Source organism: Achromobacter marplatensis (assembly GCF_002209535.1).
Taxonomy (GTDB): Bacteria; Pseudomonadota; Gammaproteobacteria; order Burkholderiales; family Burkholderiaceae_B; genus Achromobacter; species Achromobacter marplatensis.
The window spans coordinates 47,107-59,379 of the sequence record NZ_NJIG01000002.1 but is presented as its reverse complement, the minus strand read 5'-3'; the positions used below and the strand labels follow the sequence as shown (position 1 = coordinate 59,379).

The 12,273-nt window shown below is 66.1% G+C and carries 8 protein-coding genes and 1 tRNA gene; 2 read left to right on the top strand and 7 right to left on the bottom strand.

Features of this window, described 5'->3' with window-relative positions:
• The first annotated feature begins 28 nt into the window (after positions 1-28).
• Both CEY09_RS03835 and CEY09_RS03830 read left to right on the top strand, forming a co-directional pair.
• Complete coding sequence (locus CEY09_RS03835; protein WP_088587640.1) at positions 29-1,645, top strand: methyl-accepting chemotaxis protein; 1,617 nt, start codon at positions 29-31, stop codon at positions 1,643-1,645.
• Positions 1,646-1,795: 150 nt separating this feature from the next.
• Positions 1,796-2,083, top strand: coding sequence for a ClpX C4-type zinc finger protein (locus CEY09_RS03830; protein ID WP_006226294.1), 288 nt, complete (start codon positions 1,796-1,798; stop codon positions 2,081-2,083).
• 49 nt (positions 2,084-2,132) lie between these two features.
• Here CEY09_RS03830 and CEY09_RS03825 read toward each other — a convergent pair whose 3' ends face one another.
• The 7 genes from CEY09_RS03825 to mnmC form a co-directional block, all read right to left on the bottom strand.
• Positions 2,133-4,610: a heavy metal translocating P-type ATPase gene (locus CEY09_RS03825; RefSeq protein WP_088587639.1), complete on the bottom strand. Its 2,478-nt coding sequence runs from the start codon at positions 4,608-4,610 to the stop codon at positions 2,133-2,135.
• Between the two features lie 214 nt (positions 4,611-4,824).
• Positions 4,825-4,900 (bottom strand) — tRNA-Lys (locus tag CEY09_RS03820).
• A gap of 137 nt (positions 4,901-5,037) precedes the next feature.
• Positions 5,038-5,835, bottom strand: a complete 798-nt coding sequence (locus CEY09_RS03815) for a MetQ/NlpA family ABC transporter substrate-binding protein (protein ID WP_088587638.1) — start codon at positions 5,833-5,835, stop codon at positions 5,038-5,040.
• A 56-nt stretch (positions 5,836-5,891) separates the two neighbouring features.
• Positions 5,892-6,545 carry a methionine ABC transporter permease gene (locus CEY09_RS03810; RefSeq protein WP_006226291.1) on the bottom strand — a complete coding sequence of 218 codons (654 nt, stop codon included), beginning with the start codon at positions 6,543-6,545 and terminating at the stop codon, positions 5,892-5,894.
• Positions 6,502-7,590 carry a methionine ABC transporter ATP-binding protein gene (locus CEY09_RS03805; protein ID WP_088587637.1) on the bottom strand — a complete coding sequence of 363 codons (1,089 nt, stop codon included), beginning with the start codon at positions 7,588-7,590 and terminating at the stop codon, positions 6,502-6,504. The genes CEY09_RS03810 and CEY09_RS03805 overlap by 44 nt, the downstream gene beginning before the upstream one ends.
• A gap of 225 nt (positions 7,591-7,815) precedes the next feature.
• On the bottom strand, positions 7,816-10,041 hold the full coding sequence (locus CEY09_RS03800; protein WP_088587636.1) for a glycoside hydrolase family 31 protein: 2,226 nt from the start codon (positions 10,039-10,041) through the stop codon (positions 7,816-7,818).
• A 269-nt stretch (positions 10,042-10,310) separates the two neighbouring features.
• Positions 10,311-12,179: a bifunctional tRNA (5-methylaminomethyl-2-thiouridine)(34)-methyltransferase MnmC2/FAD-dependent 5-carboxymethylaminomethyl-2-thiouridine(34) oxidoreductase MnmC1 gene (mnmC, locus tag CEY09_RS03795; protein WP_088587635.1), complete on the bottom strand. Its 1,869-nt coding sequence runs from the start codon at positions 12,177-12,179 to the stop codon at positions 10,311-10,313.
• Positions 12,180-12,273: the final 94 nt, after the last annotated feature.

The window sequence follows — 12,273 nt, the reverse complement described above, 5'->3', positions numbered from 1 at the left end:
CCGGCGGCCTTATGCCGGAGCCGTGCGCATGCTTAAGAACCTGAAAATCCGAACCGGACTGCTCGCGGTCCTGGTCCTTTTCGTGCTGGCCCTGGCCGGCGCCACCAGCATGGGCTGGGTGTTCGCCCGCGCGGCCGACGACGCCGTCGACGACCTGAACCGCGTCGCCACCGAACAGACCCGCCCGCTCTACGAAACCCAGGTGCTGCTGCTGCGCACCCGCATCACGCTGGTGGCCGCCTACCTGGATGTGGAAGCCGGCCGCGGCGCGCAGGCGCAAGCCAGCGTGGACCAGGCCGGCAAGTTCCTGGCTGACGCCCGCCAACGCTACGCCACGTTCCAACGCGTGCCCAAAGTCACCGAGGCGGCGCAGAAACTGACGGCTGACCTGGACGGCATTTTCAACGCCTATGTGCGCAGCATCGATGCGCTGGGCGAGGCCCTGCAAAAGCAGTCCGCGGAGAACTACGTTACCGCCGTCACCGAGGCCCGCTCGGCCGACACCCGCTTCGAAGAACGGGTCACCGCCTTCCTGGCGCACACCGAACGGCGCGCTGCCCAGATCAACGACGCGTCCGATCAGCGCTACAACCAGGCGGAACTGGCCACGATCATCATGCTGGTTCTGGCCGTCGTCCTGGCCGCCGGATGCTGGCGCTTCATCAGCCGTCAGGTGCTGTTGCCGCTGAAAGACGCCGCGCTGCACTTCGACCGCATCGCCTCGGGCGACCTGACCCAACGCGTGGCCGTCGGCGCCCACAATGAGATCGGCGTGCTGTTCGCGGCGCTCAAGCGCATGCAGGACAGCCTGACCCGCACCGTCGCCGACGTGCGCCGCAGCGTGAACGAGATCAACACCGGCGCTGCCGAGATCTCGTCGGGCAACACCAACTTGTCCTCGCGCACGGAAGAACAGGCCGCCTCCCTGGAGGAAACCGCGGCCAGCATGGAAGAGCTGGCCACGGCCGTGAAGCAGAACACCGAACACGCCCACCAGGCCAACGCGCTCGCGGCCGAAAGCCGCGGCGTGGCGCTGCGCGGCGGCCAGGCCGTCGACCAGGTCGTCCAGACTATGACGCGCATCTCCGACAGCTCGCGCCGCATCGCCGAGATCGTTTCGGTGATCGACGGCATTGCCTTCCAGACCAACATCCTGGCACTGAACGCCGCGGTGGAGGCCGCCCGTGCGGGCGAACAGGGCAAGGGCTTCGCCGTCGTGGCGGGCGAGGTGCGTTCGCTGGCGCAACGCAGCGCACAAGCCGCCCGCGAAGTGAAGGACCTGATCGAGCAATCCACCAACAACGTGGACAGCGGCGCCGCGCAGGTGCGCGAGGCCGGCGAGACCATGCAGGAAATCGTGACCTCGGTGCAGCGCGTGACCCAGATCATGGCCGAGATCACCGAGGCGTCCACCGAACAGTCCATCGGCATCGACCAGATCAACCGTGCCGTCACGCAGATGGACGACGTGACGCAGCAAAACGCCGCTTTGGTCGAGCAGGCCGCGGCGGCCGCGTCCTCGCTGGAGGATCAGGCCAAGCGCCTGGCCGCCACCGCGGCCTTCTTCAAGGTACCCGCCGAAACCATCATCGACATGGCGACGGAACCCGCCCCGGTGGCCCTGCGGCCCGCCTATGCGGCGTAAGCGTCGCCGGCTGGCTCATCCTTTCGGCCGACTCGCTTTGTCCTAGGGATTTGCGCCGGCTTAAGAGTTGGCCCGCCAGGCCGTTGTCTAGGGGCAAGGCGCCGTTTACTGCGGCGCCGCCCGCCAACCCGACGATGAGCCGCCCTACGCATGAACTGCGCACTCGCCTGTACGTTTTGCCAATCCACGCTGGCCCAAGGCGTGCCGCTGCTGGACAAGAACGGCGCCGCCATCTGCAAGCCCTGCGTGGACCAGTTCGCCGAGTTGTTCGCGGAAAGGGCCTGGCTCATGGCCGCCACCTTGCAGGAGCAATTGGACGTGCTTTTGGAAGAAAGCCGGCGAGCGCTAGCGCAGAGCGAATCCCTCGCCGAGCGCGCCCGCGGTTGCGGGCTGAGCCTGCATGACCTGTCGGGCGCGGCCACCCGGACCTTGTCTTAGGCCAGGAAAGCGCGGGGAAGCCTCCCCCGCGCACGATGCCCGGCCGGCCTCAGGCCTTGACGGCGAACGGAGCCACGAAGCGGCGCAGGCGCAGCGCATTGCTCAGGACGAAGACGCTGGACAGCGCCATGGCGCCGGCTGCGAACACCGGTGACAGCAGGCTGCCGTTGACGGGGTACAGCAGGCCGGCCGCGACGGGAATCAAGGCCACGTTGTAAGCGAACGCCCAGAACAGGTTCTGTTTGATGTTGCGGATGGTGGCCTTGGACAAGGCGATGGCGTTGGGCACTCCACCCAGGTCGCCAGACATCAGCACCACGTCCGCCGCCTCGATAGCGATGTCCGTGCCGGTGCCGATCGCCAGGCCCACATCGGCTTCGGCCAGCGCCGGCGCATCATTGATGCCGTCGCCCACGTAGGCAATAGGACCGTACTGCTGCTTCAGGCGCTGCACGGCAGCGACCTTGCCGTCAGGCAGCACTTCCGCGATCACCTCGTCGATGCCAAGCTGGCGAGCAATCGCCTCGCCCGTGCGCCGGTTGTCACCGGTGATCATGGCGACCTTCAGGCCCAGGTCGTGCAGCGCCCGGATCGCGGCGGCCGTCGTTTCCTTGATCGGGTCGGCCACGGCGATCATGGCAGCCAGCCGTCCATTGACCGCCGCATACAGGGGCGTCTTGCCTTCGTCGCCAAGGCGCGCTGCGTCCTGGCCGAACGTGGCGACATCCAGGCCCAGGTCCCGCATGTAGCGGTCGGCACCGATCTCGACCAGGTCGCCGTCCACGCGAGCGCTGACGCCGAAACCGGTGATCGACTGGAATTGCTCGATGGCGCCCAGGGAAATGCCTTGCGCCCGGGCGGCGTCGACAATCGCCTGTGCGATGGGGTGCTCGGATTTCGCCTCCACCGTCGCCACCTTGCCCAATACGGCGGACCGCTCAAAGCCGGAGGCGACGATAAGGTCCGTGAGTTCGGGGCGGCCCTTGGTCAGCGTGCCGGTCTTGTCCACCGCCACTACCTTGGCGTCCTTCAGGGACTGCAAGGCTTCGCCCTTGCGGAACAGCACGCCCATCTGCGCCGCGCGCCCGGTGCCCACCATGATGGAGGTCGGCGTGGCCAGGCCCATGGCGCAGGGGCAGGCAATGATCAGCACGGCCACCGCATTGACCAGCGCGAACGTCAGCGCAGGCTCGGGTCCGAACGTGAGCCAGATGATGAAGGTCACCACCGCCGCCGCCATAACGGCCGGCACGAACCACATCGTGATGCGGTCCACCATGGCCTGGATCGGCAGCTTGGAGCCCTGCGCCTGCTCGACCATGCGGATGATCTGCGCCAGCACGGTGTCGTTGCCGACCTTGGTGGCGCGGAACGTCAGCGCGCCGTTCTGGTTGACCGTGCCGCCGACGACTTCCGCGCCCGGGCTTTTCTCCACGGGAACGGGTTCGCCGCTGATCATGGATTCGTCGATGAAGCTGCTGCCTTCCACCACCTCGCCGTCCACGGGAACGCGTTCGCCGGGGCGCACTTCGATCAGGTCGCCCGCGACCACGTCTTCGATGGCAAGCTCAATCGTGGCGCCGTCGCGGACGACGCGCGCCGTCTTGGCCTGCAGGCCCAGCAAGCGCTTGATGGCCTCGGAAGTGTTGCCCTTGGCTCGGGCCTCGAGATAGCGCCCAAGCAGGATCAGCGCCACGATCACCGCGGCGGCTTCGAAATAGACATTGACCGTGCCGGCAGGCAGGAGCCCGGCCGCGAAGGTCGCGACCACCGAATAGGCATACGCGGCGGACGTGCCCACCGCCACCAGCGAATTCATGTCAGGCGCGCCGCGCAGCAGCGCCGGGATGCCTTTCTGAAAGAAGCGCAGGCCGGGCCCGAACAGGACGATGCTCGCCAGCACAAACTGGATGTACCAGCTGTTCTGCGTGCCGATGCTTTCGGCGATGACGTGGTGGAACGCCGGTACCAGATGCGCGCCCATTTCCATGATGAACACGGGCAACGCGAAGAGCGCAGCGATCGTCAGCGCGCGCTTGAGCGATTTCAGCTCGGCGGCCTGGCGCTCGGCGACCGCATCCGTATCGGTGGATTCGCCGGAAAGGACTTTTGCCTCGTACCCCGCCTTGGCCACAGCCTGGATCAGCGCGGTCGGCGACGTGCCGCCGGTGGCGGTCACCTGCGCACGCTCGGTGGCCAAGTTGACGGTTGCGGCGCTGACGCCCGGCACGGCCTTCAAGGCCTTTTCGACCCGGCCGACGCACGAGGCGCACGTCATGCCGGACACCGACAGCTCGATGGTGTTCTCGGCGACGGCGTAACCGGCCTTCTGAACAGCCTGGACAGCCGCGACGACGTTCGGCGTCCCGTCAAACGTGATATCGGCGCGTTCGGTGGCCAGGTTGACGCTGGCCTTGTGGACGCCCGGCACGGCTTTCAAGGCTTTCTCGACGCGGCCAACGCACGAGGCGCACGTCATGCCTTCGATCGGAAGACTGATCGCGGTGCTGTCTGCTGTGGCGCTCATCACTGCTCCTTTACTGGGATTTCCCTTCAGATGCAGACCAAGATAAAGGTTCCAATGATGTGAAGGTCAAGCCTTTAACGCGCAGGCAGCGATGGTCGGGCCCGGGTTTTTGCTCCGGCTCGCTGCCGCTTCGCATCGTACAGACGAAAAAAAAGCACCGCGATCACTCGCTGGTGCTTGATTCTCTTTCCGCCCCAGTAAAAAAGGCGGGGGGTGGTGGGCTGAGCGAGACTCGAACTCGCGACCAACGGATTAAAAGTCCGCTGCTCTACCGACTGAGCTATCAGCCCGACCGAAGCCAGAAATTATGGCGGATTTTTTTGGTCTTGTCAAAAAGTTTGGCGGCAAGCTGCCATGACCACTCGCTTGCCGCCCATGAAAAACGGCCGCGCTGGGCTGCCGTTCTTCCGGGCAGATGACGCTGGACTTACCAGGCGGCCACCACGGCGCCCTTGTACTTGGTCTCGATGAACTGCTTCACGGCCGGGCTGTGATAGACGCTGACCAGCTTGGCGAACTCGGGGCGGTCCTTGTCCTTCTCACGCACGACCAGCACGTTGGCGTACGGCGAATCCGGCGATTCCTGGGCGATGGCGTCCTTGGTCGGGTTCAGGCCGGCTTCCAGCGCGAAGTTGGTGTTGATGGCCGAGGCGTCGGTATCGTCCAGCGAACGCGGCAGTTGGGCGGCGTCCAGCTCGATGAAGCGCAGCTTCTTCTTGTTCTCGACGACGTCGATCGGGGTCGCCTTCAGGCCGGCTTCCGGACGCAGCTTGATCAGGCCATTGGCTTGCAGCAGCAGCAGGGCGCGGCCGCCGTTGGTCGGATCGTTCGGCAGCGCGATGCGGGCGCCGTCTTTCAGTTCGGCCAGCGACTTGATCTTCTTGCTGTAGATGCCGATCGGGAAAATCACGGTCTTGGCGATGCTGACCAGCTTGTAGCCGCGGTCGGCGTTGGCGTTGTCCAGATAGGGCTGGTGCTGATAGCTGTTGAGGTCCAGGTCGCCCGAGGCCAGCGCCACGTTGGGCTGCACGTAGTCGGTGAATTCGATGATCTGGATATTCAGGCCCTGCTTGGCGGCTTCGGCCTTGACCACATCAAAGATCTGGGCGTGCGGGCCGGCGGTGACGCCAACCTTCAGCGGCTTGTCCTGGGCCAGCGCGGGCTGGGCAAAAACGGCGGCGCCCAGGGCGAACGCGGCCAGCGACTTCAAAACCTTGATGCTCATGTTGCGATATCCCGAATAACGGATGTAGAGAGAAGAATGAATAGGCGCCGTTGCGATCAGCGATGCGACATGCGGCGCACGAAGCGGTCGCCAAGGCTTTGGATCGCCTGGACCAATACGATCAGCACGATCACGACCGCGGCCATGACGTCCGATTGGAAACGTTGATACCCGTAGCGGATGGCCAGGTCGCCCAAGCCGCCGCCGCCGATGGCGCCGGCCATCGCCGAATAGCCGATCAGGCTGACGACCGTGACGATGGTGGCGGCGATCAGGCCGGGCAAAGCCTCGGGCAGCAGCACCTTCAGGATGATCTGCATCGGCGACGCGCCCATGGCGCGCGCGGCGGTGATCAGCCCCGGATCCACTTCGCGCATGGCGTTCTCGGCAATGCGGGCCATGAACGGGATGGCGGCCACCGACAGCGGCACGATGGCGGCCGTGGTGCCGATGGAGGTCTGTGCGACCAGGCGGGTGAACGGGATGATCGCGACCATCAGGATCACGAACGGCACCGAGCGTGTGGCATTGATGATGGCGCCCAACACGTGGTTGACGGGCTGGTTCTCCAGCATGTTGCCGCGCGCGGTCACGGTCAGCGTCACGCCCAGCGGAATGCCGATGACCACCGCGATGGCGCTGGCCACACCCACCATCAGCAGGGTGTCAAGCAGCGACGTAATAAGCAGATCGATCAGTTGCGGACTCATGAGCTATTTCTTCAACGGTGATGTCACGGGCGGTCAACGCGGCAATCGCGTCCTTGACCGCGGCGGGCGCGCCTTGGGCCAGCACGAACATCGTGCCCACGGCCACGCCCTGGATGTCTTCGACGCGGGCCTGCACCAGGCCGACGTCCAGCGAGTACTGCTTGGACAGATCCGACAGGAACGATCCCGACGCGTCCGTGCCGGTCAACGACAGGCGCAGCAGGCGTACGGCCTGACCCGGCTTGGCGGCGGCCAGCGCGGCGATGCGTTCCTTCACGGCGGCCAGCGTGGCGTCGGTCAGGTCGGACGCGGTAGCGGCCGACACCATGCCGCGCGTGACGTCGTGGCGCGGCTGTGCGAACACTTCCCGCGTGCTGCCCACTTCCACCACTTCGCCTTGCGACAGGACGGCGACGCGGTCGCAGACCTCGCGCACGACTTCCATCTGGTGCGTGATCATGACGACGGTCACGCCGGTCTTGCGGTTGATGTCGCGCAGCAGCGCCAGGATGTTGTGCGTGGTTTCCGGATCCAGCGCGGACGTGGCTTCATCGCTGAGCAGCACGTCCGGATTGTTGGCCAGCGCGCGCGCAATGCCCACGCGCTGCTTCTGGCCGCCGCTGATCTGGCTGGGATAGCGGTCGCGCAGATGCTCCAGGCCCACCAGCGCCAGCAGGCGTTCGACGCGGGCCGGGATCTCGGCCTTGGCAACGCCGGCGATTTCCAGCGGCAAGGCGACGTTGCCGTAGACGGTACGGCGCGACAGCAGGTTGAAGCCCTGGAACACCATGCCGATGCGGCGCCGCTGCTCGCGCAGCTGCGCTTCATTCAGGCCGGTCAGTTGCTGCCCACCGATGGCGATCGTGCCTTGGTTGGGACGTTCCAGCAAATTGATGCACTGGACCAGCGTGCTTTTACCGGCCCCGCTGGGGCCGATGATGCCGAAGACCTCGCCCTGCGCAATATGCAGGTTGATGCCTCGCAGCGCCTGGAATTCTCCATGCGGCGTGGCATAGGTCTTGGATAGGTTCTCGATGTGGATCATGGCAAGCGATTTTGTATCTTTTCTCTTCTAAAGAGAACGACTGTTTTTTTCATTTTCTATAACTATAAGTAATATAGAACGCCGTGGCCGCCGGAGGGCGGGCCGACAGGGCCTATCTCGAATCCTGCAATCGGTGCCGGACAGAAGGCGTAAAGGGCAGTCAGGAAGGAAAGCCTTCCTGACTGCCCTTTTGTGGCGGTGGCCGGCGAACCGGCCACGCTACTGTCAACGAGCGCGGGAAATGCGGACTTCCGCGCCCCGGCGCTTGACCTCAAGGCCTTCGGACGGCGAAATGCGCAGCCCTTCCAGCCCCTTGATGTAGCTGGAGCCTTGCATCTGCATCACGCGGATCTTGTTGCGCATGACGACCGGGTTATGCACCGGCATGCCGAACATCCAGACTTCGTCCAGGATGCGGGCCGAGTTGAACTCGCCCGTATGCTGCGCGGCCGGTCCCAGACAGAGCATGTGCCCTTCGCGGCCGAAAACCGGGAACTGGCCCAGTTCGCAGTCGATCGTCCAGGTGGTGCCGCCTTCGTAGCGATGCCCCGTGTTCAGGTCCCACCAGGCCTCGCCCTTGGGCAGGTACACGCGCACCTGCTTGCCGGGTTCGGTCACCGGCGCCACCAGCAGGGCCGGGCCCAACAGGTATTGCAGGTCCCATTCATGGGCATGCGGATCGTTCGGGAACGACAGGGCCATGGAACGCTGCACCGGCAGGCCGGTGCGCGCCGAATCCTCGATGGCGCCCAGCACATAGGGCACCAGGCGGTAGCGCCACTGCATCCAAGTCTTGGCCTGGGCCAGCGTTTCTTCGCCGAAGTCCCAAGGCATCAGGCCTTCAACGCCCTGGAACGAGAAGTTCGCCGAGAACACGCCCACCGTCAGCCAGCGCAGGTACAGCTCAGACGTCATGCCCGAGCGGTCGCGCGAGCCCGAACCGATGCCATGCACTTGCACCGGCACGCCGCTGGCGCCGATCGACAAGGCGGTACGCAGGGTGTGGCGCAAGCCATCCCAGGTGTTTTCCACTTGCGGCCCCACTTGCCACGGCAAGCGCTGGGCGGCGGGGAACAGATCGGAGCTGGGCACCACGCCTTCCGGCGGCACCTTCAGGCCGGCAACAGCGTCGAACAGCGCGCGGCGCACCAGCAGCGGATACATGCTGCGCAGCGCCGGGCCGGTTTCGCCGTTGCGGGCGGTCACGCCGTCGGGGATGGCGATCTGGGCGTCGCACGCGGGCGCGTCCAGTCCGTCTTCGACCAATTGGCGATGACGCTCGACCCACTGGTTGTAGATGTCGCGATAGGTCAGGTCCAGCAGGCCATAAGGCTGGCCGGAGGTGGCGGCGTTGCCGTCGAACACCTGGGCCGACCCGTCATCCTTGGTCAGCAGCCAGCCGCGGTCTTCCAGTTCTTCGAACAGCGGGCTGGTCTTCAGCACGCCGGGGAAACCGGAGGCCGACACGTGCACGTTGTGCTTGTGGAAGAGCGCCAGCATCTGCTTGGCGTCCGGGAAGCGCTGGGCGTCCCATTCGAAAACGGCCTTGTCCGCCTGGAAGCCCCAGGCGGCAGGCTGCGCCAGAGTCACGGCATCCACCGGGATCTGGTTTTCACGCATGCGGGCAACCAGGGCCACCGTCTGCGTCGGCATTTCGCCCGCGGCCTGTTGCAGCCACGCGCCCATCGCCCACAACACAGGCTGGCCGGCACGGCCGGTCAGCGCGGTGTACTGATTCAGGATTTCCGCGGGTTCGCCGGCAAACAGGAACACGTCCAGCACGGCATCGTCCACGGTCAGCACGTAGGCCGATTCCGCGGGCGCGACGCCCACCGCGTGCTCGACGCGGCGCATGGTGTTCACGTAGACTCCCCAGCCGCGCGGGCTCCATGCCAATGGCAAGGCGCGGTGCTCGGGGTCATCGGAAACGACCGATTCCTCGCGGCGGTTCAGGTCGCCCGGGGTTTCGCCCAGGCCGAAGACGCGGTCATCCGCCTGCAGGGTGAACCCCGCAGACCAGACCGCGTCATCGTCCTGGTCCAGCGCGTTATGCCCAAATGCGGGCGTATGCGCGGAAACCTCGGACTCGAACACCCGTTCCTCGTTGCGGTAGAGCGCCACACGCACGGGGTTGGATTGGATCTCCAGGGCGACGTCGCCCTGGGTAATGCGCCAGCCATCCCCGCCTTCGCGAGGGGCAATGGCGGCTTCGCCCACGGCCTCTTGGCGCGCGAGCAGCATCTCCGCCACGGCGCGCGCACGCGCGCTGGGCTTATCTTCATTCAGGTGGTTCGCCTCGCCGCAGCGCAGGCGAAAAACACCAGGCGCATGCGCCTCGACTACCAGGTGCAACCCATCGCCCGCATCGAAATCGAAACGACTGGGGCGGGACGTCAGCAGCTCGACATTATCGAGCTGGGTAGTATGGGCAAAGTCGAACTTGGGCGGCACAGAGCATCCCCCGGCTTAAGCCAAAAACCATCAAAAGACGCTATTTTGACGGATTTGAGCTTTGAAATAAACTCGGTCCCTCTTTTGGAAGGCGATCTCATCCAAAAAAGGGGCATAAAGCCCTCGGCCAGCGCCCATCGGTCTACACGACCGTGCGCTGCCGAAACGCCAATTTTGAGCCCAATGCGGCCTATTTGGCGCCAAATCCTGGCAATTACTGCAATTCTACGCCACCTGACTGCGAGGCCCGTCACCGGCCCGACTTTTTTTCACCGTGGAGAAATAAGTTGGGCCAGATCGGTTTCCAGCGGCGACGGCTCGCCCGCCAGGCGAGCAGCGATCAAGTCGCCCATCAATGCCGACCAAGACAGCCCCCGCGAGGCGTAGCCCACCGCCAACCACAAGCCCCGAGCATGCGGCAATTCCCCCACTGCCGGCAAGCGTCCCGGCAACACGGCGCGCCAGCCGGCCCAACCGGGCAGGTTGCCCGGAACCAGGGCGTCGAATTCGGGGAAGTGACCGCTTAGTAGCCCTGCCGCCTTGGCCAGCGTGACCCGCTGGCCGTCTGCGCTGATCCGCGCCTCGGCCGCATCATGGACGTACGTGCTGCCCACCACGCAGCCTGCGCCCACATCCGGCAGCAAATACCCTTCCCCGCCGACGATGCAACGGGGGCCGCCCGACAGCGCCTCGGCAGGCACCAGCGTTACCTCGCCCGTCAATGCATGCATCTGCGCCACGCGCGGCAGGGGATCCAGCAGGCCACTGTCGGCCAGTACGCCGCGCGCGCCAGCCGCATTGGCCAGGATGACCGTCTGGGCCTCCACCAATTCGGCGCCTTGCCCATCCAGCACGCGCCAGCCCTGCCCGCTAGGCTCCACACGCGCCGCCTGGCCGGAAAGCAGCGTCACGCCCGGGGTGGCCAGCAGCGCGTCGATCAGCCGGTTCGGCTGCACCAGCATGCCCTGGGCAAAGAACACCCCGCCGCGGGCCAGCGGCAGGCCGGCCAGGGCGCTGGCCTCGTCGCGATCCACCTGACGCACCCAATCCGACGGAAACGCCAGGGTTTCCAGGGTGCCAGCCAGCGCAGCCGACTTGCCCGCATCGCGCTCGACCTGCACGGTGCCGCACACGCGCGGCGCCGCATCGCCGGCCAGGCCTTGCCAACGGGCCAGTGCGCGCTGGCTGCCCGCGCGCGACAGCCGCGCCCGCGCATTGTCGTCACGCGCCACCACCGGCGTCAGCGCCGCAGCCAGATGGCCCGCATGCGCGGGCGCCCCCAGCGCCCGGCCCGCATCCAGCACCGTGACACGCCAGCCGCGGCCTGCCAGCGCTTGCGCGATTCCTGCGCCCGCCAGCCCCGCGCCCACCACCACGGCGTGGCCGGCGTCCACGCCTGCGGCCGCCGCCGCGCGGCCGCGCTCGCGGACCTCGCCCACCGTCATGTGCCATTTGCCGCCATAGCCCGGCTCGCGCCGCACATCGAAACCGGCTTCCTGCAAGGCTTGCCGCAGCGCGCCGGTGCAGGCCCAGGTCGCCACCGTCGCCCCCGGCGCCGCAAGATCGGCCAACGTGCGCAACAGGGGCTCGGACCAGATATCCGGATTGCGGTCAGGGGCAAACCCGTCCAGGAAGAAGGCATCGACCCGCGCGCTCAAGCGTGGCGCCAGCACCTGCGCCCGCCCAAAACAAAGCGTCAGCGTGACGGCGCCGTTCTCGAATTCCAGGCGATGCAGCCCCGGCAGCAGCATGGGCCACTGTGCGGCCAGGCGCTGCGCCAGCACCGCAAACGGCTCCGGCACATAGCGCGCCAACAAGGCGGACAGATCTTCTTGCGTGAATGGATGGGCTTCCATCGAGATCACGTGCAGCGTGGCGGACCGTTGCGGGTCCTCGCGCCACGCCTTCCACAACGCCAGGAAATTCAGCCCCAGGCCGAAACCCGTTTCGCAGACGGTGAACCCCTTGCGGCCCTGCCAGCGGCCGGGCAGCCCGTTGCCGCGCAGGAACACGTGCTCCGCCTGCCCCAACGCACCCGATGGCGAGTGATAAACATCGCCATACACGGGGCTATACAGCTTGCCGTCAGCGTCGATATCGACCACTGCGGGCGTCAAGGGAACATAAGGCGCAGACATGGGATCCCGGGAAAACAATCAAGGTTGAGACAACGGCGAATTATCGAGCGTCTGGCGCCCAGGCGTTGGATGGACACCACGCCGACGCCCGTGT

Coding starts and splice junctions, on each gene's coding strand:
- CEY09_RS03835 (WP_088587640.1), top strand. CDS start 29: ATGCTTAAGAACCTGAAAATCCGAACCGGACTGCTCGCGGTCCTGGTC.
- CEY09_RS03830 (WP_006226294.1), top strand. CDS start 1,796: ATGAACTGCGCACTCGCCTGTACGTTTTGCCAATCCACGCTGGCCCAA.
- CEY09_RS03825 (WP_088587639.1), bottom strand. CDS start 4,610: ATGAGCGCCACAGCAGACAGCACCGCGATCAGTCTTCCGATCGAAGGC.
- CEY09_RS03815 (WP_088587638.1), bottom strand. CDS start 5,835: ATGAGCATCAAGGTTTTGAAGTCGCTGGCCGCGTTCGCCCTGGGCGCC.
- CEY09_RS03810 (WP_006226291.1), bottom strand. CDS start 6,545: ATGAGTCCGCAACTGATCGATCTGCTTATTACGTCGCTGCTTGACACC.
- CEY09_RS03805 (WP_088587637.1), bottom strand. CDS start 7,590: ATGATCCACATCGAGAACCTATCCAAGACCTATGCCACGCCGCATGGA.
- mnmC (WP_088587635.1), bottom strand. CDS start 12,179: ATGTCTGCGCCTTATGTTCCCTTGACGCCCGCAGTGGTCGATATCGAC.